General features: G+C 73.1%; 22 protein-coding genes and 1 pseudogene. 8 read left to right on the top strand and 15 right to left on the bottom strand.

Annotated features, from left to right (window positions below; genetic code table 11):
* Window positions 1-207 precede the first annotated feature (207 nt).
* From OHA72_RS02785 to OHA72_RS02775, 3 genes are all read right to left on the bottom strand, one after another.
* A complete protein-coding gene (locus OHA72_RS02785; RefSeq protein ID WP_327006293.1) occupies window positions 208-1,101 on the bottom strand; it encodes an ABC transporter ATP-binding protein in 894 nt (297 codons plus the stop codon).
* On the bottom strand, window positions 1,098-1,502 hold the full coding sequence (locus tag OHA72_RS02780) for a GntR family transcriptional regulator (protein ID WP_327006292.1): 405 nt from the start codon (window positions 1,500-1,502) through the stop codon (window positions 1,098-1,100). Before OHA72_RS02780 ends, OHA72_RS02785 begins: the two co-directional genes overlap by 4 nt.
* Before the next feature lie 79 nt (window positions 1,503-1,581).
* The gene (locus tag OHA72_RS02775) at window positions 1,582-2,268 is read right to left on the bottom strand and encodes a TetR/AcrR family transcriptional regulator (RefSeq protein WP_327006291.1); all 687 of its coding nucleotides are present in this window, start codon (window positions 2,266-2,268) and stop codon (window positions 1,582-1,584) included.
* A gap of 110 nt (window positions 2,269-2,378) precedes the next feature.
* Between OHA72_RS02775 and OHA72_RS02770 the strand changes: the two genes are divergently transcribed.
* On the top strand, window positions 2,379-3,335 hold the full coding sequence (locus OHA72_RS02770) for a Rossmann-fold NAD(P)-binding domain-containing protein (RefSeq protein WP_327006290.1): 957 nt from the start codon (window positions 2,379-2,381) through the stop codon (window positions 3,333-3,335).
* Here OHA72_RS02770 and glpX read toward each other — a convergent pair.
* Window positions 3,257-4,297, bottom strand: coding sequence for a class II fructose-bisphosphatase (gene glpX, locus OHA72_RS02765; protein WP_327006289.1), 1,041 nt, complete (start codon window positions 4,295-4,297; stop codon window positions 3,257-3,259). The two genes, OHA72_RS02770 and glpX, sit on opposite strands and share 79 nt — an antisense overlap.
* Window positions 4,298-4,425: 128 nt before the next feature.
* Here glpX and OHA72_RS02760 point away from each other — a divergent pair, with 128 nt between their 5' ends.
* Complete coding sequence (locus tag OHA72_RS02760; RefSeq protein WP_327006288.1) at window positions 4,426-4,953, top strand: DUF4245 domain-containing protein; 528 nt, start codon at window positions 4,426-4,428, stop codon at window positions 4,951-4,953.
* Between the two features lie 27 nt (window positions 4,954-4,980).
* Here the strand turns inward: OHA72_RS02760 and OHA72_RS02755 are convergent, their stop codons facing one another.
* The 5 genes and pseudogenes from OHA72_RS02755 to OHA72_RS02735 form a co-directional block, all read right to left on the bottom strand.
* Window positions 4,981-5,163 carry an exodeoxyribonuclease VII small subunit gene (locus OHA72_RS02755; RefSeq protein WP_327006287.1) on the bottom strand — a complete coding sequence of 61 codons (183 nt, stop codon included), beginning with the start codon at window positions 5,161-5,163 and terminating at the stop codon, window positions 4,981-4,983.
* Window positions 5,160-5,615: a GNAT family N-acetyltransferase gene (locus tag OHA72_RS02750; RefSeq protein ID WP_327011428.1), complete on the bottom strand. Its 456-nt coding sequence runs from the start codon at window positions 5,613-5,615 to the stop codon at window positions 5,160-5,162. The genes OHA72_RS02755 and OHA72_RS02750 overlap by 4 nt, the downstream gene beginning before the upstream one ends.
* A gap of 374 nt (window positions 5,616-5,989) precedes the next feature.
* Window positions 5,990-7,238: pseudogene (gene xseA / locus OHA72_RS02745) on the bottom strand (exodeoxyribonuclease VII large subunit); the annotation flags it as partial.
* A 4-nt stretch (window positions 7,239-7,242) separates the two neighbouring features.
* Window positions 7,243-7,884, bottom strand: coding sequence for a response regulator (locus OHA72_RS02740; RefSeq protein WP_327006286.1), 642 nt, complete (start codon window positions 7,882-7,884; stop codon window positions 7,243-7,245).
* Complete coding sequence (locus OHA72_RS02735) at window positions 7,872-9,107, bottom strand: sensor histidine kinase (protein ID WP_327006285.1); 1,236 nt, start codon at window positions 9,105-9,107, stop codon at window positions 7,872-7,874. Before OHA72_RS02735 ends, OHA72_RS02740 begins: the two co-directional genes overlap by 13 nt.
* 110 nt (window positions 9,108-9,217) lie before the next feature.
* Here OHA72_RS02735 and OHA72_RS02730 point away from each other — a divergent pair, with 110 nt between their 5' ends.
* Genes OHA72_RS02730 through OHA72_RS02715 form a run of 4 tightly spaced genes read left to right on the top strand, consistent with a single transcriptional unit; the run spans window position 9,218 to window position 13,270 of the window.
* A complete protein-coding gene (locus OHA72_RS02730) occupies window positions 9,218-9,961 on the top strand; it encodes an ABC transporter ATP-binding protein (protein ID WP_327006284.1) in 744 nt (247 codons plus the stop codon).
* Between the two features lie 29 nt (window positions 9,962-9,990).
* Window positions 9,991-11,124, top strand: coding sequence for an ABC transporter permease (locus tag OHA72_RS02725; RefSeq protein ID WP_327006283.1), 1,134 nt, complete (start codon window positions 9,991-9,993; stop codon window positions 11,122-11,124).
* Window positions 11,046-12,281, top strand: coding sequence for an FtsX-like permease family protein (locus OHA72_RS02720; protein WP_327006282.1), 1,236 nt, complete (start codon window positions 11,046-11,048; stop codon window positions 12,279-12,281). Before OHA72_RS02725 ends, OHA72_RS02720 begins: the two co-directional genes overlap by 79 nt.
* Window positions 12,278-13,270, top strand: a complete 993-nt coding sequence (locus tag OHA72_RS02715; RefSeq protein WP_327006281.1) for a 4-hydroxy-3-methylbut-2-enyl diphosphate reductase — start codon at window positions 12,278-12,280, stop codon at window positions 13,268-13,270. The genes OHA72_RS02720 and OHA72_RS02715 overlap by 4 nt, the downstream gene beginning before the upstream one ends.
* A gap of 168 nt (window positions 13,271-13,438) precedes the next feature.
* On the opposite strand, the gene OHA72_RS02710 is transcribed toward OHA72_RS02715, so the two are convergent.
* Together OHA72_RS02710 and OHA72_RS02705 are read right to left on the bottom strand one after the other, a co-directional pair.
* A complete protein-coding gene (locus OHA72_RS02710; protein WP_327006280.1) occupies window positions 13,439-13,828 on the bottom strand; it encodes a hypothetical protein in 390 nt (129 codons plus the stop codon).
* A gap of 1,096 nt (window positions 13,829-14,924) precedes the next feature.
* Window positions 14,925-16,121: a DNA recombination protein RmuC gene (locus tag OHA72_RS02705; protein WP_327006279.1), complete on the bottom strand. Its 1,197-nt coding sequence runs from the start codon at window positions 16,119-16,121 to the stop codon at window positions 14,925-14,927.
* 38 nt (window positions 16,122-16,159) lie between these two features.
* Here OHA72_RS02705 and OHA72_RS02700 point away from each other — a divergent pair, with 38 nt between their 5' ends.
* Window positions 16,160-16,954 carry a hypothetical protein gene (locus tag OHA72_RS02700; RefSeq protein ID WP_327006278.1) on the top strand — a complete coding sequence of 265 codons (795 nt, stop codon included), beginning with the start codon at window positions 16,160-16,162 and terminating at the stop codon, window positions 16,952-16,954.
* A gap of 28 nt (window positions 16,955-16,982) precedes the next feature.
* Here the strand turns inward: OHA72_RS02700 and OHA72_RS02695 are convergent, their stop codons facing one another.
* From OHA72_RS02695 to OHA72_RS02685, 3 genes are all read right to left on the bottom strand, one after another.
* Complete coding sequence (locus OHA72_RS02695; protein ID WP_327006277.1) at window positions 16,983-18,917, bottom strand: tetratricopeptide repeat protein; 1,935 nt, start codon at window positions 18,915-18,917, stop codon at window positions 16,983-16,985.
* 143 nt (window positions 18,918-19,060) lie between these two features.
* Window positions 19,061-19,546 carry a methylated-DNA--[protein]-cysteine S-methyltransferase gene (locus OHA72_RS02690; protein ID WP_327006276.1) on the bottom strand — a complete coding sequence of 162 codons (486 nt, stop codon included), beginning with the start codon at window positions 19,544-19,546 and terminating at the stop codon, window positions 19,061-19,063.
* On the bottom strand, window positions 19,546-20,943 hold the full coding sequence (locus OHA72_RS02685) for an AlkA N-terminal domain-containing protein (RefSeq protein ID WP_327006275.1): 1,398 nt from the start codon (window positions 20,941-20,943) through the stop codon (window positions 19,546-19,548). The genes OHA72_RS02690 and OHA72_RS02685 overlap by 1 nt, the downstream gene beginning before the upstream one ends.
* Window positions 20,944-21,135: 192 nt before the next feature.
* Between OHA72_RS02685 and OHA72_RS02680 the strand changes: the two genes are divergently transcribed.
* A complete protein-coding gene (locus tag OHA72_RS02680) occupies window positions 21,136-21,696 on the top strand; it encodes a hypothetical protein (protein WP_327006274.1) in 561 nt (186 codons plus the stop codon).
* Between the two features lie 93 nt (window positions 21,697-21,789).
* Here the strand turns inward: OHA72_RS02680 and OHA72_RS02675 are convergent, their stop codons facing one another.
* Entirely contained in the window at window positions 21,790-22,602 is an 813-nt protein-coding gene (locus OHA72_RS02675; protein WP_327006273.1) for an AAC(3) family N-acetyltransferase, read from the bottom strand.
* Between the last annotated feature and the right edge of the window lie 15 nt (window positions 22,603-22,617).

Here is a 22,617-nt window from a genome sequence, read left to right as displayed (position 1 = left end):
CGCGGCTCCTCCGCTGCGCTCCGGCCCGCTCATGCCGCCGCCTCCGCTGCGCTCCGGCGTCGGCCTGAGCTATCACTGAGCCCCTGATTCGCGGCTCCTCCGCTGCGCTCCGGCCCGCTCATGCCGCCACCTCCGCTGCGCTCCGGCGTCGGCCTGAGCTATCACTGAGCCCCTGATTCGCGGCTCCTCCGCAGCGCTCCGGCCCGCTCATGCCGCCGCCTCCAGGTGCCGGTGGGTCTCGGCCGAAGCCTTGAGGTAGGTCAGGATCAGCTCGTCCAGGGTGACGGGCTGGGCGGTCCAGCCGGGCGCGACGATCTGCGGGGGCGGTCCGGCGGGCTGCCGGACGACGAACGTCGACTGGCGGTCGGTGTGCTGCGCCTGGACGATCGCGTCGGGGCCGGGCGGCTGGTCCGCGCGGGGTCCGGTGAGCCGCAGGTGGCCTTCGAGCAGCTCGTCGACGTCGCCGGTGAGCACGGGCCGGCCCGCGTCGAGCAGCAGCAGGTGGTCGCCGACGCCGCTGAGCTCGGCGATGATGTGGGTCGACAGCATCACGGTCATGTCGCTGTCGGCGGCCTCGGCCATGAGCTCGCCGGTCACCTCGGTGCGGGCCACCGGGTCGAGGTTGGCGAGGGGCTCGTCCAGCAGCAGCACCGCCGGGCGCGAGCCGAGGGCGACCGCGAGCGCGACCTGCGCCCGCTGCCCGCCGGACAGCCTGCCGCAGCGGCGGTCCAGGGGGATGCGGAAACGCTCCAGCCAGGACAGCGCCCGCCGCTGGTCCCACACCCGGTTGGTGGACCGGCCGAAGCGCAGCATGTCCGCCACGCTGAAGTCGCGGTACAGCGGCTTGTCCTGGGCCAGGATCGCCACCCGGGTGTCGTCGCCGCCGCGGTCGCCCTTCTCCACGGGCCGGCCGTTGACCAGCACGGAGCCGGAGGTCGCAGGCAGCATGCCGCTGATGATGCTCATGAGCGTCGACTTGCCCGCGCCGTTGGCGCCGACCAGCGCGATGATCCGGTTGGCCGGCAGCTGGAAGGAGCAGTCCCGCAGCGCCCACACGGAGCCGTAGCGCTTGCTCACGGCATGAGCTTCGACGGAGGTCATGCCACACCCTCCTGCGTCCGGCGGGTCGCGTTCTCCACGATCACGGAGGCGAACAGCGCCTCGACGTCCTCGGTCTCCAGCCCCGCCTCGCGGGCCTGGTCGAGCCAGCGGGACAGGCCGTTGCGCAGCCGCGCCATGACGTGCGGGTCGGCGCCGCCGAGCGTGCCGCTGACGAAGGTGCCGGCCCCCTGCCGCGCCTCCACCAGGCCGGACAGCTCCAGCTCCCGGTAGGCCTTCAGCACCGTGCTCGGGTTGACCGTGCACGACGTCACGACGCTGCGCACCGTGGGCAGCTGGTCCCCGGGATGCAGCAGGCCCATCCGCAGTCCTTCGCGCACCTGCCGGATCAGCTGTGCGTACGCGGGGACACTGCTGGACTTGTCCACATGGAAGTTGATCACGTCCGGCGTCCTCCTCTCCGTCACACGATTGTGTTGGTAGAGTAGAACACCAGTCAACCAGCATGACAAGGACGCGCGGTCAGATCCCCACGAACCTGCCCTGGGCCCGCATCTGGTGGGCGAAGAACTCGTCGCGGTGCTGCACGACGTTGTTGAGCTGCCCGAACAGCTCGAAGCTGACCAGGCCGAACAGTGTGACCCAGGCCGACAGCGCGCGGGCGGTCACGGCGTCGGGCACGTCCGGCGCGATCACGGAGCCGGCCCGCCGCACGTCCTCGACCACCTCGGCAGGCAGCACCTCCGCCGGGTCGTGCCGGACCCGGTGCGCCACGGCCGCGTCCTGGATGATCGTGCCCAGCACGGTGACCGCCCTGGTGGCCGCGGCCACGGTGTCCGGCGGCGCCTGGTAGCCGGGGACCGGGCTGCCGTAGATCAGCGCGTACTCGTGCGGCCGCTGCAGGGCCCACCCGCGCACCGCGTCGCAGACCGCCATCCAGCGACCGGCGAAGTCGTCCCGGCCCACCGCCCGCTCCCGGTCCTCGACCGTCTGGCCCAGGGAGTTGTACGCGTCGAGGATCAGCGCCGTGAGCAGGTCGTCGCGGCTGGCGAAGTATCGGTAGATCGCCGACGAGACGACCCCGAGGTCGCGGGCCACCGCCCGCAGCGACAGGTTGGCCCCGTCGGTGGCCAGGTGCTGCCGGGCGATCGTCTTGATCTCTTCGGTCATCTCGGCGCGGACGCGGGCGCGGATGTTGGTCGCCTTCATGCCGTACATAGTCGCATGCTCACATGCGAGAGCACTGCTCTTGATTGTGCACGCGACTCATGCTCTACTGAGAGAGCAGTGCTCTCACATTCACGGCTCAGGAGGCAGTCATGCAGGTCATCGTCGGCGCCGGCTCGGTCGGCACCATCATCGCCGGACGGCTCGCGGCGGCCGGTGAGCACGTCAAGCTCGTCAGCCGCTCCGGCGGCGGGCCGGTCCACCCGCTGATCGAGCGGGTCTGCGCCGACGCGTCCGACGCGGTCGCCCTGCGCAGCGTCGCCGCCGGCGCGAGCGTCATCTACAACTGCGTCAACCCGCAGTACTACGCGTGGCCCACCGACTGGCCGCCGATCAACCGGGCGCTGATCGGCGCCGCCGCGGCGAACGACGCGGTCCTCGCGATCACCGGCAACCTGTACGGCTACGGCCCCGGTCCCTTCGGCCCGGACCGTCCGATGACCGAGGACATGCCCCTCGCGGCGACCAGCCGCAAGGGACGCGTCCGGGTGGCGATGTGGCAGGAGGCCCTGGCCGCGGGCATCCGCACGTTCGAGGCCCGCGCGTCGGACTACATCAGCCCCACGTCGTCGATCATCGAGATGGCGCTGCCGGCGCTGCGGGCCGGCAGGACCGCGTGGCTGCCCGGGGCGCTCGACGCGCCGCACAGCTACACGTACATCGGCGACGTCGCCCAGACCCTGATCACCCTCGCCGCCGACGAGCGGGCGTGGGGACGGGCGTGGCATGTGCCCTCGCCGCCCCCGATGACGGCCCGGTCGCTGCTCGGCACGGTGGCCCGCGTCGGTGGCCTGCCGGCCCCGCGCCTGCGCTCCTACCCGCTGGCCGCCGTGTGGGCCGCCGGACTCTCCGACCGGTTCGCCAAGGAGTTCCGCGAGGTCCGCTACCAGCACGTCAAGCCGTTCGTGCTGGACTCCTCGCGGGTCACCGCGACGTTCGGCCTGACCCACACGCCGGTCGACGAGGCCGTTCAGTCGGTGCTCGGCAGCGACCCCTCGGGCTCGATCGCCAGGGGCGGTAGCGTGCCGTCGAAGTCGACCAGCGAGTAGGCGCGCAGCTTCTCCAGGCGGTGGAACGAGTCGATCACCCGGATCGTGCCCGACCGGGACCGCATCACGATCGACTGCGTGTCCGCGCCGCCCCTGCGGTACCGGACGCCCTTCAACAGGTCGCCGCTGGTCACGCCGGTCGCACAGAAGAACATGTTGTCACCGCTGACCAGGTCGTCGGTGTGCAGCACGCGACCGAGATCGTGGCCGGCGGCGACGGCCTTGTCCTGCTCGGCGTCATCCTGCGGCCACAGCTTCGCCTGGATCGCCCCGCCCATGCATTTGAGCGCCACCGCGGCGACGATGCCTTCCGGCGTACCGCCGACACCCATCAGCACGTCGGTCTCCGACCCCTCGCGGGCCGCGCTGATCGCGCCGGCGATGTCGCCGTCGGAGATGAACCGGATCCGGGCCCCGGTCCGCCGCACCTCCTGGATGAGCTGCTTGTGCCGGGGCCGGTCCAGGATGCAGACCGTGACGTCGGACACGCTGGACCGCTTGACCCGCGCGATCCTGCGCAGGTTCTCCTCCACGCCGGCGTCGATGTTGATCACGTCCGCGTAGTCCGGCCCAACGGCCAGCTTCTCCATGTAGAACACGGCGCTCGGGTCGAACATCGCCCCGCGCTCCGCGACGGCCAGCACCGCGACGGCGTTGGGCATCCCCTTGCTCATGAGCGTGGTCCCGTCGACCGGGTCGACGGCCACGTCGACCTCCGGCCCGGTGCCGTCACCAACCCGCTCGCCGTTGTACAGCATCGGCGCGTTGTCCTTCTCGCCCTCGCCGATCACCACGACGCCCTGCATCGGCACCGAGTTGATCAGCAGGCGCATCGCGTCGACGGCCGCACCGTCGCCGCCGTTCTTGTCGCCCCGGCCGACCCACCGCCCGGCGGCCATCGCCGCCGCCTCTGTGACTCGTACCAGGTCGAGGGCCAGATTCCGGTCCATCTCACGACTCATGTGTGCTCTCCTCGCGCGGCGTTGCGTGGGCGGGCGGGCCACCTGTCATCGTGGCAGGCCGTCGTGTTCCGCGTCGCTACGGTCCGGGCGGTTGTGGCATCTTCCATCCGATGGTTCACGATGGTGGGGTGGAAACCGCTGCCCCCGCACCCGCTGTTGAACGTGCCGGTCGTCGCCCCCGGGACATGGCGCTGTCGATGCTGGTCCTGCTGGTGCCGGTGTTCCTGCTCGTCGGCTTCTACCGCTTCCTCGGCCACGAGGACCCGCCGGCCGTCGACACGACCGAGGTGTACGGCTCCGTCCAGCGCGCCGGCCAGTTCACCCCGCTCAAGCCCACCGACCTGCCGCAGGGCTGGCGGATCGCCTCCGCGACGTTCACCGGCGGCGTCCTGCGCATCGGCGTGACCGCCCCCTCCGACGGCGCGATGCAGGTCGTGGAGAGCGCCCAGCCCTCCGCCACCCTGATCCCGTCGATCGTCGGCACGGGCGGCGCCGCGGGCGCGCCGGTCTCGATCAACGGCACCGAGTGGCAGCGTCACGACGACGGCCGCCCCGGCGAGCGCGCCCTGATCCAGTCCGCGACCGGCCGCACCGTCATCATCTTCGGCCGCGCCACCGACTCCCAGCTCCAGCGCCTGGCAAGCTCGCTGCGCTGACCACCCCGCCCTCTGGCGGGGCCTGCGTCAGGTGCGGTCGGCGGTGAGGCGGGCGCGGGCGTTGTCGAGCCAGCGCTGGCAGACGACGGCGAGTTCCTCGCCGCGCTCCCACAGGGCGAGGGACTCTTCCAGCGTGGTGCCGCCGGACTCGAGCTTCTCCACGACCGTGGCGAGCTCCGCCCTGGCCTGCTCGTAGGACAGGTCGGTCACGACGTCTCCTTCGTGAGGAAGAGCACCGAGTCGGTGCGCCGGTAGCCGACGCGGGCGTAGACGCGCTCCTGGGCGTCGCCGGCCGGGGTCAGGAAGACCAGACCGGCGCCGGCGGCGTGCGCGGCCCGGGTCAGGTGCAGGGTGATGGCGCCGCCGATGCCGCGCCGCTCGAACTTGGGGCGCACGGCGATGCCGGCGACCTCGCTGATGCCGTCCTTGACCGCGATGGCGGCGCCGCCGCCGACGGGCTCGCCGTCGAGGGTGCGGGCCAGGACCTGGATGTTGTCGCCGCCGCGGGCCTTGGCCAGGTGCTCGTCGGTGGGCGGCGCCTCGCCGAACGCCTCGTGCTGCGCGGACAGCAGGCCGAGCAGGTGCTCGTCGGTGGTGGGGGTGATGAGCTCGATGCCGTCGGGGAGGGGCTGGTCGACGTCGGCGCCGGGCGGGCACTCCATCAGCGGGAGCCGGTCGGTGACCGTGAAGCCGGCGGCGACGAGCGCCGGTTCGACGAGCGGGGCGAGGCCGGGCAGGTACTCCAGGCGGGGCGTGCGCGACCGGCTGGTGAACGCGGCCTCCAGCGCGGCGATGTCCTCCGGGGTCGGGTCGGCGCCGGCGGCCGGGATCGCGTAGTTGATGTAGACGAGCGGGTCGTGGGCGCTGATGGTCACCGTGAACGGGCCCGCCTGCACCACCTCCCGGCCACGGCTGGCGCTGGCGAGCATGTAGTCCTGGATGCGCTGAGACACGTCACTCCTGGGAGACGGCGGCTGGGGTGGTGGATCGCTTGCGGGTGGCCTTCTTCGGCGCCGGCCCGGCGGCGGGGCCGGCGCCGCCGTCGGCGGAGGGGTCGGTGGCGGCCGGGTCGACGGTGGCGGCCACCTCTCCTCGGCGAGCCGGATGCGGAGCGGGTCGCCGGCGGAGACGTCGCCGGCGGCCCGGACCACGGCGCCGTCGGCGCGCTGGACGATCGCGTAGCCGCGCTGCAGGGTCGCCGCGGGGGAGAGGGTGCGCAGCCGGGCGAGGGTGTGCGCGAGCTCGGTGCCGGCGCGGTCGAGGCGGTGGCTCAGGTTGCGGGCGGCCCGGTCGCGCAGCTGCGTCACGTCCGACGAACGATTGTCGATCATGCTCAGCGGTCTGGAGAAGACGGGCCGGGAGCGGATCGCGTCGAGGCGGTGCTGCTCGCGGTCGAGCATGCCCCGCAGCGCGCGGTCCAGGCGCTGCTTGGCCTGGCCGATGAGGCGGAACTCGTCGCCGAGGTCGGGCACGATGCGCTTCGCGGCGTCGGTGGGGGTGGAGGCGCGCACGTCGGCAACGAAGTCGACCAGCGGGATGTCGGTCTCGTGGCCGACGGCGGACACGACCGGGGTCCGGCAGGCGAACACGGCCCGGCACAGCGCCTCGTCGGAGAACGGCAGCAGGTCCTCGGTCGAGCCGCCGCCGCGGGCCAGGACGATGACGTCGACCGTCTCGTCGCGGTCCAGGACGTTGAGGGCGTCGATGATCTGCGGCACCGCCGACGTGCCCTGCACCGCGACGTTGATGACCCGGAACTCCACCGTCGGCCAGCGCCGCCGGGCGTTGGTCAGCACGTCGCGCTCGGCGGCGCTGGCCCGGCCGGTGATCAGACCCACCTTCGTCGGCAGGAACGGCAGCCGCCGCTTGCGGGCCCGGTCGAACAGGCCCTCGGCGGCGAGGAGCTTCTTGAGCTGTTCGAGGCGGGCGAGCAGCTCACCGAGGCCGACCTGGCGGATCTCGTCGGCGCGCAGGCTCAGCGAGCCGCGGGCGGCGTAGAACTCGGGCTTGGCGTGCACGACAATGCGGGCGCCGTCGTTGAGGTTGGGCGCGCCGAGGTCGACGACGTCACGGCTGGTGGTGACGGTCAGGCTCAGGTCGGCCGACGGGTCGCGCAGCGTGAGGAAGACGGTGTTGGTGCCGGGGCGGCGGGTGATCTGCGCGACCTGGCCGTCGACCCAGATCCAGCCGAGCTTGCCGATCCAGGCGCCGATCTTCTGCGAGACCACCCGGACGGGCCACGGCTCTTCGGACGAAGACGACGGCGCAGGAGTGGTCACCCGCAACACCCTAGCCGCGCAGGTATGCGAGAACCGCCCGCACCCGGCGGTGGTCGTCCTCGTCCGGGGGAAGGTCCAGCTTCGACAGCAGGCTGTTGATGTGCTTGGACACCGCCGCCTCCGACACCACCAGCGTCCGGGCCACTGCGGCGTTGGAGCGCCCCTCGGCCATCAGGGCCAGCACCTCGCGCTCCCGGGGCGTCAGCCGCCGCAACGGGTCCCGGCGGCGGCCCAGCAGCTGCATCACCACCTCCGGGTCGACGACGGTGTGCCCGGCCGCGACCCGGTCGACGGCGTCGACGAACTCCGTCACGTCGCCGATGCGATCCTTCAGCAGATACCCGACATATCCGTTACGCCCGGAGTCCAGCAGCTCGGCGGCGTACGTCTGCTCCACGTACTGGCTGAGCACCAGCACCGGCAGCGCGGGGTTCTCGGCCCGCAGCGCGATCGCCGCCTGCAGCCCCTCGTCGGTGAACGCCGGCGGCATCCGCACGTCGGTGACGATGAAGTCGGGCCGGGACGCGTGCACCGCGTCGACGAGCTCCTGTGCGGTGCCGACCGCGGCGACCACCTCGTGGCCGAAGCGTCGCAGCAGGCCCGCGATCCCCTCCCGGATGAGAATCCCGTCCTCGGCGATCACGACCCGCACGGCAGCTCCACGTGGACCACCGTAGGCCCTCCGTGCGGGCTGGCGAGCGCCACCGTCCCGCCGACCGCGGCGACCCGGTCGACCAGGCCCGCCAGGCCGGTGCCACGGGCCGGGTCGGCGCCGCCCCGACCGTCGTCGCGGACCTGCACGGTGAGCCGGTCGAACGCGACCGACGCGACGACCCTGGCCCGCCCGGCGCCGCTGTGCTTGGCGACGTTGGCGAGGGCCTCGACGACGACGAAGTACGCGGTCACCTCCACGGCCTGCGGCAGCCGCGCCGGGAGGGCGATGTCGACGTCGACGGGCAGCGGGGCCCGGTCCGACACCTCCCGGACCGCCGCGGCGAGTCCCCGGTCGGTCAGGATCTTCGGGTGTACGCCGCGGATCAGTTCCCGCAGCTCCGCCAGTGCCTCCTTGGCGAGCTCGTGCGCGCGGCGGACCGGGTCGGCGGCCGGCGAGCCGTCCGGCAGCTCCAGGCGGGCCAGGCCCAGCTGCATGCTCAGCGCGACGAGCCGCTGCTGCGCGCCGTCGTGCAGGTCGCGTTCGATCCGGCGGCGCTCGACCTCGAACGCGTCGACCAGGCGGGCCCGGGACCGGGTCAGCTCGACCAGCTGCGGGTCGTCGTCGGCGCGCGGCGCCAGGATCGAGCGGGTCATCGCCGCGCGGGCCGCCGCCCACGCCGTCACCGGGTACAGCGCGACGACGCCGAGGACGAGCCCGGCGACGCTGCCGGTCAGCGCGAGCGACAGCGACTCGTCCTGGATGTAGATCGGCCCGCACAGCAGCGCGGTCACCGCCCACGTCGCTCCGGCCACCACGATCAGGTCCAGCCACGCCAGGATCGACGTGAGCACGATCGTGTAGCCCAGCTCCCGCCACGTCGCCTGCTCCCGCAGCCGGGTCCGCACCCACGCCCGCAGGCCCGGCTCGGTCACGGGACGGTGGTGGTCGGGCAGCGCGACCGTGTCGACGAGCCGCAGCCGCCACCGCTCGATCCGCGCGACCGCGACCCCGGACAGCGCGAACGCCAGCAGTGCCGCGACGCCGACCACGGCCAGGGTGAACAGCACGCCGAACACCATCAGGCCGGCCAGCACCGCGCCGGTGACGACGCCCAGGATCGCGCCGCTGCCCAGGTACAGCAGCGACCGCCACGGCCACGACGAGGTCAGGAACTTCGCCGGTGGCAGCGTCAGCGACTCCAGTGCGGATCGGACCTGCACCACGGTGAGGCTACCGACCCGGCCGCCCGGGCACGGTAAGGCTGGCGTTACCTTCGACTGTCAGCGCAGCGCGACTGTGCCGGACGCCGTGAGGCGGTTGGCTCGACGGTGTGACGACGACATTGCACACCCGCCAGGCCGTCGAGCTGCACGGGGTCACCCGCCGGTACGGCACCGGCGAGCAGGCCGTGACCGCCCTCGACCGGGTCTCCGTCGGGTTCGCCCCGGCCAGCTTCACCGCCGTGATGGGGCCGTCCGGCTCCGGCAAGTCCACCCTGCTGCACTGCGCGGCTGGCCTCGACCGGGTCAGCGACGGCCGCGTCCTGATCGACGGGGTCGAGCTCGGCCCGCTGCGGGAGAAGGCCCGCACGCGGCTGCGGCGCGACCGGATCGGCTTCGTGTTCCAGGCGTTCAACCTCGTCGGGTCGCTCACCGCGGCGCAGAACGTGGAGCTGCCGCTGCGCCTCGCCGGGCGCCGGGCCGCGGCCGGGCAGGTCGACGCGATGCTCGCCGAGGTCGGCCTCGCCGACCGGGCCGGGCACCGCCCGAGCGAGCTGTCCGGCGGCCAGCAGCAGCGGGTCGCGATCGCCCGGGCCCTGGCGACCAGGCCCGTGGTGGTCTTCGCCGACGAGCCGACCGGCGCACTGGACGCGTCCGCGTCGCGGGAGGTGCTGCGGCTGCTGCGGGCCGCCGTCGACCGGCACGCCCAGACCGTCGTCCTGGTCACCCACGACCCCCTGGCGGCCGCGTACGCCGACCGGGTCCTGTTCCTGGCCGACGGCGCGATCGTCGAGGACCTGCACGAGCCGCGCGGCGCCGAGCAGATCGCGACCCGGATGGCGGCGCTGTCATGAGCGGTCCGGAGCGCAGCGGAGGTGGCGGCATGACCTGGGCGTCCATCCGGCACCGGTGGGCCGGGTTCCTCGGCACCTTCGTGGCGCTGCTGCTCGGCGTCGCCGTCATCTCCGGCAGCCTCACCCTGTGGGCCGCCGCGCAGCCGCGGGTCCCCGACGCCCTCGCCGCGGCCGACGCGGTGATCGCCTCGCCCGCGTTCCAGCCCGGCGACGGCGGCTTCCCGGTGTACCGCCCCTGGTCGCCGGACGAGGTCACCTCGCTGGTCACCCGGATCTCCGCCACGCCGGGCGTGCTGTCCGCCGTCCCGGTCCGCACGTTCTACGTGCAGCGGCTGATCGACGGGCAACCGGTCGGTGACCCCTCCGACGCGGTCCACAGTGGATCGGCGTGGTCGTCGGCCGGGCTCGGGGGGTACACCATCCGCAACGGGAACCCACCCAGCGGCCCGGGCCAGGTTGTGGTGCCGTCCTCGGCCGGCGTCCCGGTCGGCGCGTCGCTGCCGGTGCTCACCGCCGCCGGCCCCACGAGCTGGACGGTCACCGGCGTGTCCGACGGCCCGGGCTTCTTCGTCGACGAGGCGACCGCCTCGGCGCTGGCGGGTGGTGTACGGGTGATCGGCGTCCGCTTCGCTCCGGGCGCTTCGCCGCGGCTCGACGCGGGGCCGCTGGGCACGGTCCTGACCGGCGACGCGCGGTCGGCGGCCGAGCCGGAGCAGGACACCCGGACCCGGTGGATCGGTGCGCAGCTCATCATCGCCACGGTCTTCGTCGGCGGGTTCGTCGCGGTGTTCGTGGTGTCCTCCACGTGCGCGTTCGCCGTCACGTCCCGCCGCCGCGAGCTGGGCCTGCTCCGCGCCGTCGGCGCCACCCCCGGCCAGGTGCGGCGGCTGCTGCTCACCGAGATCGTCCTGGTCGCGCTGCTCGCCGGCGTGCCGGGCGCGCTGCTCGGCGCCCTCGCCGCGCCGCTGCTGGCCGGCCCGTTCGTCGCCGTCGGGCTGGAGCCGGCCGGGTTCACAGTCGGCGTGTCCTGGTGGGCGCTCGGCGTCTCCGTGCTGACCGGCCTGGTCGTCGGCGCGGCTGGGGTGTGGCTGTCCGCGCGCCGCGCCGGCCGGGTGTCGCCCTCGCCGCGCTGCGCGACGCGGCCGTCGAGCGGCGGCCGATGACCCGCACCCGGTGGGCGACCGGGGTCCTCTGCGTCCTCGCCGGCGGCGGCCTCGCGCTGCTCCTGCCCGGCGCGACCGCGCAGGACAAGCCGACGATCGTCCTGCTCTCAGCGATGATCCTGCTGGTCGCGGCCGCGCTGCTCGCGCCGGTCCTGGTCGTGCCGCTGGTCCGCCTGATGCCGGCCGGCCGGGGCGCGACCGGCCTGCTGGTGCGGGGCGCGGCGGCGGTCGCGGCGCGGCGGCTGGCGTCGATCGCGGCGCCGGTGCTCGCCGCGGTCGGGTTCGCCGTCCTGCTGGTCGGCACGTTCCAGACCGCCTCCCTCGCCGTGAACATCGAGGACGCCGCGGCGATCCCGGCGGTGTCCGTGGCGGCCGGTTCCTCAGCGGTACCGGGGCTGTCCGAGGCCGCCGTGCAGGCCCAGCAGGGCTCGTCGTCGCTGCCGACGGTGGTCTACCTGCCGTCCGGTGAGCCGCTCGACGCTGTCAGTGGCGCTGCGTTCTCTGTCCCCGCGGTGCTCGGGTTCCGGGTGGGGGAGGTGGTGCCGCTGCGGTTCGCCGACGGCGTCGTGGTCCCGCTGACCGTTTCTGCCGTTTCGTCCGTGCTGTCCATCCCGCGCGAGCTGGTGCGGCTGCACGACCCCACCGCGCTGACGCCCGTCGTGCACCTCTCGGGCGCGTTCGTGCCGTCGCCCGGTGCCACGTCGATGACCGCCCGCGCGTACGTCGAACGGGAGGCCGCCTCCGAGAACGACCTGGTCGACCTGTTCCTGGCGGTGCTGCTCGGCATCTCCGTCGGCTACACGGCCCTGGCCGTGGCCAACACGGTGCTCATGGCGACGTACGGCCGCCGGCAGGAGCTGATCACCCTGCACCGCACCGGCGCGACCCCCGCGCAGGCCATGCGGGTGGTGGTCGTCGAGTCACTCCTCGCGGTCGCGCTCGGCACGCTGCTGGGGCTGGCGGTGGCGGTACCCGCCCTGTTCGAGGCCAGGGCAGGCCTGCAGGACGAGATCGGCGCCTCTGTGACCCTCGTCATGCCCTGGTCGACGCTGGCTCTCGTGGCGGGCATCTGCGCGCTGCTCGCGGCCTTTGCCTCGTTGCTGCCGTTTCTGCGGCGGAGGATGTTGTCGGGGGGTGCACGTACCATGGCGGGGTGACTGGTTCGAAGCGCGTCCTGCTTGCCAAGCCCCGCGGCTACTGCGCCGGCGTCGACCGTGCGGTCCAGACGGTCGAGGAGGCGCTGAAGCTCTACGGTGCGCCGATCTATGTCCGCAAGGAGATCGTGCACAACAAGCACGTCGTCGGCACGCTGCAGTCCAAGGGCGCGATTTTCGTCGAGGAGAACGAGGAGGTGCCCGAGGGCGCCACCGTGGTCTTCTCCGCCCACGGCGTCGCCCCCGAGGTCCACGAGCAGGCCGCCGCCCGCTCGCTGAAGGCCATCGACGCGACCTGCCCGCTGGTCACCAAGGTCCACCAGGAGGCCCGCCGGTTCGCCGCCGAGGACTACGACATCCTGCTCATCGGTCACGAAGGGCACGAAGAGGTCATCGGCACGGCCGGCGAGGCCCCCGCCCACATCCAGCTGGTCGACGGCCCCGCCGGCGTCGACAAGGTCACCGTCCGCGACCCGTCCAAGGTGGTCTGGCTCTCCCAGACCACGCTCTCGGTCGACGAGACCCTGGAGACGGTCGCCCGCCTCAAGACCCGGCTGCCCCTGCTGATGTCCCCGCCCAGCGACGACATCTGCTATGCCACGTCCAACCGCCAGGACGCCGTCAAGGCCATGGCCCCCGAGTGCGACGTCGTTCTCGTCGTCGGCTCACAGAACTCGTCCAACTCGCAGCGCCTCCGCGAGGTCGCCGTCGACGCGGGCGCCAACGCCGGCTATCTCATCGACTACGCCAGCGAGATCCAGGACGAGTGGCTCACCGGCGCCACCACCGTCGGCGTCACCTCCGGCGCCTCGGTCCCCGAGGAGCTGGTCATGGAGGTCCTCGACTTCCTCGCCGCCCGCGACTTCACCGACGTCGCCGAGATCACCACAGCCCAGGAGAAGCTCGTCTTCTCCCTGCCCCAGGAGCTCAAGCGCGACATGAAGGCCGGCGCCGCCGCCCGCGCCGCCGAGGTCGCCAAGTCCCTGTCGTAACCTTCCCCGCCGCCGCCTGCCGTTGCGCCTTCACCGGCAGTCGCGTGCCCCAGCGGCCTGTTCCACGCTCGGCGAGCAGCTGCCGTGCTCAGCGGCCGGCTGCCGTGCTCAGCGGCCGGCTGCCGTGCTCAGCGGCCGGCTGCCGTGCTCAGCGGCCGGCTGCCGTGCTCAGCGGGCGGTTGCGATCACGCTGACCGGCGGGTCGCCGTGCGTGTAGAGCATGTCCACGACGATCTTCAACCCCGGGTTCGTCCTGACCCGGTCGTAGGCCCGCACCTTGATCCGGTCCCGGTCAAAGTCGATGCGCTGCCTGTCGTCCGCCTGATACCGCACCCACGTCTCCTCCCCGATCATCGGCCCCGCCGTCCCCCGCAGCTTCACCTTGATCGAAGCCAGAAACGGCGCCGCCCCATCGGGAAACACCTGCACCCCCACCGTGTAGTTCGCCGCCCGCGTCTGCCCGTCCCGCCCGACGCTCTGCAGCCCGAAGTCGACGTGGGCGATCTCACCGCGAGCGGTGACCGCATGAGCGCCGGGCTTCCGGCCGAATCCGAACATGCCCGGCACGCTAGCCCCCAGCCCACCGTTGCGCGATCATCTGCCCGACACTGCCCTCCACCCGCCCTTCCCCTCACCCGCCCGACCCGCCCCCAGGGGCCTGCCCCCGTGACTGCTCAGGCGCCACCACCACGCAGGAAGATGCCGAGAAGCCCCCCATCTCGCCGCAAACCTACGGCTGCTGATCCGGAAACCCGGCGCACGACCACCGCTTGAGGGTGCCGCCCACGGCGCCGCCATGATCGAAGCCGCGTACGGGCCGCCCGGACGACCACGGGACGACTTCGATCAGCGCCCCATGATCAAAAATCCGGTTCGAAGAGCCCGTAGGGCTGTGGAGCCCTATTGGCGGCCTCAACCTGAGTTGGTGAGGGGTGCCAGTGCTGATGTCGAGGTTGACAGTCCGGCGGGTGCTGGCCGGGTCGTGAGTTTCGTGGGAACTGTTCAAGCGTCGAGTCGTGGGCGTTTTGTCGGTGTCGGTGTTGATGTGAGGTCGGTTGGCGGCGGGTGCCGGGCGGGATGTGGCTCCGCGGAATGCGCTGGTCGCCGTTGCGGATTGCGGGTTGTCGATTGCGGGTCGCGGGCGTTCCCGACCTGGGTGGGTTGGTGGTCGACGCTTATGCCGGGCTCGGCTAGGTGTTGGCAAGGCGGCGGAGCCTGGCCAGGTGGGGACTGACCGGGCGGGGACTGGCCAAGCGGCGGGGATGGCTGGGCGGAGGCTCGCCGGCGGGGGCCGGCCAGGCGACGGCGCGGACCACGGCGCGGAGACCCACCCGCCGGGCTGGCCAGGGTGGGGCTTCGAGTGGGCCGGTCAAGAGCGCGGGTCGCGGGTGGCTGCGGTCGGAGGGTCGGCCCACGGTGCGGTGCGGTGCGGGTAGTTACGGTCGGAGGATCGGCTCACGGTGCGGGGCGGGGCGGGGCAGAGCGGAGCGGGGCAGAGCGGGGCGGAGCAGAGCGGGGCGGAGCGGGGCGGAGCGGGGCGGAGCGGAGCGGGCGTGAGAGGCCTTGGGGTGGGATCAGGGACTGGGGCGTCAGGGGACGGGGGTGGCGGCAAAGGGTGTGGGGCAGGGGATGGTGGGGAGCGAGGGGTGGGGCGTCAGGAGGGTGGGTCTTCGCGGAGGGCGGCCAACAGGACCTCGTACTCGGACTCGAGGGGTTCCTGGGACTGCAGGTGGCGGGGGGTCAGTTCGACCTGGGGTGGGGTGGGGAGGGGGTCGGCGCTGATGCCGAGTTCGGCCAGGCGGCGGGCGCTGACCAGGACGCGGGCCTCGAGGGAGCCGACGGCCCTGTTGTACGACGAGACCGCAGTGCCCAGGGCGGTGCCGACCTTGGCGAAGTGGTCGCCCATGGTGGTGAGGCGGGCGTAGAGCTCGCGGCCGGTCTGGTGGACGGCGAGGGCGTTGTGGGCGAGGGACTCCTGGCGCCAGGCGTAGGCGATGGTGCGCAGCAGGGCGACGAGGGTGGCCGGAGTGGCGAGGACGACGTTGCGGGTGAAGGCGTGCTCGAGCAGGGTCGGGTCGTGCTGGAGGGCGGCGTCCAGGAATGTGTCGGCGGGCATGAAGAGCACGACGAACTCGGGCGCCGGCTCGAACGCTGCCCAGTAGGACTTGGCGGCGAGGGCGTCGACGTGGCCGCGGAGGTGCTTCGCGTGCTGGGTCAGGTGGGCGGTGCGGCCGGCCTCGTCGCGGGCCTCCATCGCGCTGAGATAGCCCTCGAACGGGGCCTTCGCGTCGACGACCACCTGCCGGCCGCCGTGCAGGCGGACGACGAGGTCGGGGCGGACGATCCCGTTGTCAGTGGTGGCGGTGACCTGCTCGTCGAAGTCGCAGTGCTCCAGCATGCCGGCGGCCTCGACGATGCGGCGCAGCTGGTGCTCGCCCCAGCGGCCGCGGATCTGGGGGGCGCGCAGGGCGGAGACCAGCTGGCGGGTCTCGGTGCGCAGCTCGCCGGAGACGTCGTGCATGGCGCGGACCTGCTCGCGCAGCTGCTCATAGGCGCCGACCCGGTCGCGCTCCAGGTCGGCGACGCGGCGCTCATAGCGCAGCAGCGCGTCGTGCAGCGGGGCGACGGCGTCGGCCACCGCGTCCTGGGTCTGGGCACGGGCCTCATAGGTGAGTGAGCGCAGCGACGACTCGAGCCGGGCCTCACCGTCGCGGGTCGCCTGCAGGGTCGCCTCCAGCTTGGCCACATCGACGGCCGCACGCGACCGCGCGGCGAACCAGCCGAGCGCGGTGCCGGCGGCGAGGCCGATGAGGAGGCCGAGGATCAGGAGGAGTTCCACGGGTATCAGCATGCATGAGGGGTGTGACAGAAATGGGTACCGTCGAAGCCATGGGAACCTGGATCTTCCTCATCGTGCTCGTGGTGGCCGTGGTGGCAGTCGGAGCAGTGGTCGTCTCGGCACGCAGGAAGCGCGAGCTCGCCGACGCCCGCGAGGACGCGCTGCGCTGGTACGAGCGCCTCGGCGGCCAGGTGATGAACCTCGCAGGCGACGCACCCGCGGTCCGGCAGGCGCTCGCCGACGCCGGGGAGCGCTACACCGCCGCCGGCGCGCAGCTGGAGCGCTCGACGTCGGTGAGGCAGTACGAGCTGGTCCGTGAGACCGCGCTGGAAGGCCTCGCGTACGCGCGGGCGGCCCGGGTGGCGCTCGGCATCGATCCGGGGCCTGACCTGCCGCCGCTCGCCGGTGCCCGCGCCGGGCGGCTCACCAGGGAGCGCGAGGTCGACGTGCAGGGGCACCGCTTCCGGGCCGGGCCGAACCCGGCGGACGCCACGCCGTACTACTACCCGGGTGGCCAGGTCGCCGGGCGGGGCGTGCCGGCCGGCTGGTATTCGGAGCCGTGGTGGAAGACGGCGCTGGTCGCCGGTGCGTGGGGGGTCGGCTCGCTGCTGGTGTTCGACGCGCTGTTCAGCCCGTCGTGGGGCGACTCCGGCTACGACGCGGGCTACAACGCCGGCTTCGACCAGGGCTACGACGCCGGCACCGACGCGGACCAGAGCGGCGACGGCGGAGATCCCGGCGACGGCGGCGACCCGGGGGACACAGGCGACGCAGGATTCGGCGACTTCGGCGGAGACGATTTCGGAGGCGGCGACTTCGGGGGCGACTTCGGGGGCGACTTCTAAACCGACGCCGAACCGACGCATCGAGGCGTCAGTACCGACTACCCTGCGTCCCCCGCGCCGCCCGCTCCGCGAGCGCCAGGTCCGACGCCGCCGCCCGCGCGAACGGGCTGCTCGCCCCCAGCAGCTGCGCGTACACCGACTGCGCCGCCCGGTACTCGGTGACGGCCTCGTCGAGGCGCCCCAGGTCGTGCAGCACGCTCGCGAGCCGGTGCCGCGACACGGCGGTGTCCAGGTGAACCGGGCCCAGCAGGTGCAGCCGGCTGCCCAGCACCGCCCGGTGCTCCGACTCCGCCTCCGGCAGCCGCCCCGCGTGGTGCAGCGCGGAGGCGAGGAGGCTGCGGCTCATCAGCGTGTCGCGGTGCTCGGGGCCGAGCAGCCGGGCCCGGGCCCGCATGACCGTGCTGTGCTCGTCGATGGCCCGGTCGAGCTCGCCCATGTCCTGGTACACCTTGGCGAGGTTGCTCCGGCTGATCAGCGTCTCCTGGTGGTTGCTGCCCAGGACCCGGGTCCGGGCCTCCAGGACCCGCTGGTGCTCACCCTCGGAGCGGGTCAGGTCGCCGAGCTGGTGGTAGATCGTGGCGAGGTGGCTGCGGCTGGTCAGCGTGTCCGGGTGGTCCTCGCCGAGGATGCGCATCCGGGCGGTGAGGACCTCGTCGCACTCCACGAGCGCCTCGGCCAGCCGGTCGAGGTCGCGCAGCACCGTGGCGTGCTGGTCGCGGGCCGTGAGGGTGTCGGGGTGGTCCCAGCCGAGGGCGTGCGCGCGGGCGTCGACGATCTCGCCGTAGGCGTCCTTGGCCTCCTGCAACTGACCGCGCCAGTGCAGGTCGGTCGCCCGCTGCCAGGTCGCCGAGTCGTCGTAGACGCGCGGGGCGGGGGAGGGGCGCCGGCGCGGCTCCGGGTTCGGCCACTCGATCGGGTCGGGCTCCGGCTCCGGCTCGGGCCTGGCGTGCAGCTCGCGCTGGACCGGGATCGAGGACGTGGCGGCAGCGGGTCCGAAGACGGGCGCCGCGGCGGCGGCACCGAAGGCAGGCTCGGGTGCCGGCGGCCGCATCACCGGCGGGCGCGGCGGCGCGGGCTGGCGGGGCGGCTCGGGACGCGTCGGGATGCGCACGGACTGCTGCGGTTCGAAGTACTCGTCGTCGACGTACGGGTCGGGCTCCGGCTCGAAGGAGTCCGGCGAGAACCGTTCGGGCACGAACCGGTCCGCCGGTGCGTTCGCGGCGGACCCGTTGCCGGCGGAGGAGAGCACGACCTCGGGCACCTCGATCGGCGATTCGAGGCCGCGGCGGCGCAGCTCCCGCTTCAGCGAGACGATCGCGTCGGAGATGCCGTCGCTGTGGTCGCCGATGCGCCACGCGACCGCGATCACCGGCCGGTCCAGGGCGATGCTCAGCTGCCGCACCGAGCTCAGGATCGAGTCGTCGGGCGAGGCGTTGACGATGACCAGCGCGGCCTGGAACGCGGCGGTCTGGCCGACCAGCAGCGCCTGGTAGGTGCTCTGCATGCGGGCGATGGAGAACCCGGTGCCGGCCCGGATGTCGACGATGATGTGCGACTCGGACATGGCGATCGGGCCGAGGAAGTAGCCGAAGACGGGCTGGAGCTTCTGCCCTTCGCGCCCGGCCGCCTCATACAGCGCGGCGTTGGCCGCCTCGTGATAGGCGATCGCCTGCGGGGCGTGCCCGCGGATGAGCTGCACGAAGCGGTCGTAGGCACCCTCGGCGTCGCCGTCGAGCTGGGCCTTGCCGGCGGAGGCGAGCCGCTCCTCGCGGTCGGCGGAGCGGACCACGATCGTGCCGCCGGACAGGCCCGCGAGCCCCACCAGGACGCCGGCCGCCACGAGGGCGGCGGCGCCTGCGGTGCTGCGGAACTGCATCGTGGTGAGCACGCCCAGCGCGACCAGTGCCAGCCCGACGAGCACGACGCTGAATCGGGTCTGGCTACTCCATCGTCCGCCAGTCATCCGCCCTCTTCTAAGCGATCAACGCTTGCAGCAATGGAAAAGATCCGTAGCGTGACGAGAATCTTCCCACGAATGAACCAGTCCACGGTAGATCGCTTACGTGAACCCCGCCATTCACGCAGTTCGGAATACAAAACTGTCAATTACCTGACAGATTGTTCGTGGTCGAGCAGCCAGCGCTTCACGGGCAGTCCCCAGCGGAATCCGCCGAGCGTCCCGTCGGTGCGCAGCACCCGGTGGCAGGGCACGAACAGGGCGGCCGCGTTGCGGGCGCAGGCCTGTGCGGCGGCCCGGATCGCGGGTGCCCGTCCGGCGAGCGCCGCGAACTCGCGGTACGTCACCGGCTCGCCGGCGGGCACCGTGCGCAGCACGTCCCAGGCGTGGGTGAGGAACACCCCGCCGCCGCGCTGGCGCACCGGCACCGCGTCGATCGCGTGCAGGTCACCGTCCAGGTAGGACAGTGCCGCCTTGCTCGCGTCGCCGACGTCGTCGCGCTGCCGCAACAAGGCCACGTCAACGAAGGGCGCCAACCCGGCGACATCACAGAACCCGCTGGCGAGCACCGCGCCGTCGCCGTCCACGACGATCGTCAGGGGGCCGGCCGGGGTGGAAGTGGTCGAGTACAACATCAGGAAATCCTCCAGAGTCGGATCACGGCGTAGGAACGCCAGGGCCGCCAGCGCTCGGCGTGCGCGGCCAGGGATCTAGGGTCGTCGGGCAGGCCGAGGGCGCGCGCGCCGCGCAGCACCCCCAGGTCGGTGGGCAGGAACGCGTCGGGGTCGCCGAGGGCGCGCATCGCCGTGTACTGGGCCGTCCAGTCGCCGATGCCGGGCACCTCCTTGAGCCGGGCGGTCGTCTCGTCGCGGTCGCCGCCGCCGTCCAGGTACAGCTCGCCGGAGGCGACGGCGGAGGCCAGCGCGCGCAACGTGCGCCGCCGCGCGACCGGCATCGCGAACGCCTCATCCGGCAGTTCGAGCAGCTCCTCGGCGGTCGGGAACGTCGCGCCGACGACCAGCCTGCGCAGCACGGTCCGGGCGGCGGCGACGGAGATCTGCTGCCCGACCACCGCCCGGACGGCGATCTCGAAGCCGTCGGTGGCGCGCGGCACCCGTACCCCGGCCTCCTTCAACACCACTGGAGCCAGGAACGTGTCCTCGCCCAGCACGGCGTCCACGGCGGCGGGGTCCGCGTCGAGATCGAACAGCCGCCGGCAGCGGGCCACCGCGGGCGCCAGGTCGCGCAGGTCCGCCAGGCGCAGGGTGGCCGCGACGTGACCGTCACCGGGGCGCAGGACGACCGTCCCGGCACCGTGTGGCAGGCGGAGGTTGCGGTGGTACGAGTCGCCGTCGCGCCCGTCGATGCCCTCGATCGCCCGATCACCGAGGAACGACAGCAGCGCCTCGGCGTGCAGCGGCGCGCGGAACGGCAGCCGCACCGACACCACCCCGGGGTCCTGCTCCGGTTGCGTGCGCCGGATCCGCAGGTCCGACGGCGTGCGGGCGTAGATCTCCCGGATCGTGTCGTTGAACTGGCGGACGCTGCCGAACCCGGCCGCGAACGCGATCTCGGCGAGCCCGAGGCGGGTCGTCTCGATCAGCACCCGGGCCGTCTGCGCGCGCTGCGCCCTCGCCAGGGCAAGGGGGCCGGCGCCGACCTCCGCGGTGAGCATGCGGTGCAGGTGGCGTTCGGTGTACCCGAGCCGCCCGGCCAGCCCCGGAACGCCGTCGCGGTCGACGACCCCGTCGGCGATCAGCCGCATCGCACGGCCGACCACGTCACCGCGCACGTCCCACGCCGGCGAGCCCGGCGCCGCGTCGGGCCGGCAGCGCAGGCAGGCCCGGAAGCCCTCCCGCTGCGCCGCGGCCGCAGTCGGCAGGAAGCGCACGTTCTCCGCCTTCGGCACGATCGCCGGGCACGACGGCCGGCAATAGATCCTCGTCGACCTGACCGCGGTGACGAAGACCCCGTCGAACCGCGCGTCGCGGCTGGTCGCCGCCCTGCGGCAGGTATCGAAGTCCAGTTCCATGCCACCTATCCTGCCTCGCAGGTCCGCCCCTCGGCTGGCGGCTTTCGGACCTCGGTGTCGGCGCGGTGGCGGCGGTGTCCGGTTCCGGACCGGCCACTGGCACGTTTGCGGGATTCAGCCGATCGGGGGGTTGTCTAAGTTGGTCATGCCAGCGAGAAACAAACGGCCCCCAGCCGAGATGGAGATAGCACCATGAGTGAGTACGACACCGACGCGACCGCCGGCACCAGCGAAGCCGACTACGCCGACCAGGGCGCCGACGCCGGCTACGGCGAGTCCGAGATCATCACGCTGCAGGGCCAGGACGGCTCGACGATCTACGCCGTCGACGTCGACCACGACGGTGACGCCGAGGCCGCCGGGTACGACAAGGACAACGACGGCCAGCTCGAGGAGATCGCGCTGGACACCGACAACGACGGCACCCTCGAGACCAGGATGGTCGACCTGGACGGCGACGGCACGTTCGACGCCGTGCTCACCGACACCGACGGCGACGGCGTCACCGACGTCGCCGCCCTGGACGCCAACGGCGACGGCATCATCGACCGCGTGGTCGCCGACACCGACGGCGACGGCATCATCGACACCGACGTGCGGGACGCGAACTTCGACGGCGTCGCGGACTCCGTCTCCCAGGACACGGACGCGGACGGCGACAGCGACGTGACCGTCACCGACACCGACGGCGACGGCACGTTCGAGACGGTCCGCTACGACGACCCGACCACCAACCCGCTCGCGCAGGCCTGACCCGCGCCGCACCGCACGGACCGGGCCCGGCCGCCCTCACCGAGGGCCGCCGGGCCCGCGCCTGTCATGGGCCGGGCGTCGGTGCGAGCGGCATCAGTGCTGGTGGCGGCGGGACAGCCAGGCCGCGCCGAAGTCGACCAGCGCGCGCTGGCGCATCAGCCGCGCCGTGCCCGACCCGACCGGCCCGACCCGCTCCAGCCCCGTGATCGCCGCGAAGTCCTTGCCGAGCGGCTCGAACAGCGACGTGTCGTCGGCCAGCTCCACGTATTCGACCCAGCGCCGCACGCCGTCGACCAGCATCGGCGAGCCCTGCCGCAGCTGCGTCTTCGGCCCGTCGGCGCGGTACTCCGCCAGGTGCAGCGACGTGTTGTTGTCGTGCCCGACGCCCAGCAGCAGCACCCAGGCGTCCGCCTCGTAGAGCCGCGCCAGCGGTGAACCCTCGCCGAGCCCGTCGTCGAGGGTGTGACCCGCGATGATGCGCTCGGCGTCCGGCCCGCACGCGGCGAACGACACCGTCGGGTGCAGGCTGCGCCGTACACCTGGAAAATCGCGGAAACACTCGACGACGGCACCCATGAAATAGGTCGGCGTGGTCCGTGGGTCGAAGGCCGGTGTCTCGGCACGGATGACGTCCCACCACGACTGCGGCACCGCCGGGTTGCCCCAGTCGGACGGCTCGGTGAGCTGCCGCGAGTGCGTCGGCATGACCAGCGTGCCGGCCGGGCCGACCGCCTCCAGCAGCGCGGTCACGACCGCCTGCGCGCCACCGGCGACCCAGCCGAGCCGCGACAGCGACGCGTGGACGATGACGGTCGCGCCGGTCGGCAGGCCGAGGGTGGCCAGCTGCGCGACCATGCCGCGGACGGTGCCCGGCACGGCCGCCCTGGCGACGGCGTCCTTCTCCACAACCGGAAACTCTAG

Source organism: Dactylosporangium sp. NBC_01737, assembly GCF_035963215.1.
Classification (GTDB): Bacteria; Actinomycetota; Actinomycetes; order Mycobacteriales; family Micromonosporaceae; genus Dactylosporangium.
The sequence above is the reverse complement of the archived record's forward strand: the minus strand, read 5'-3'. Positions and strand labels throughout refer to the sequence as shown.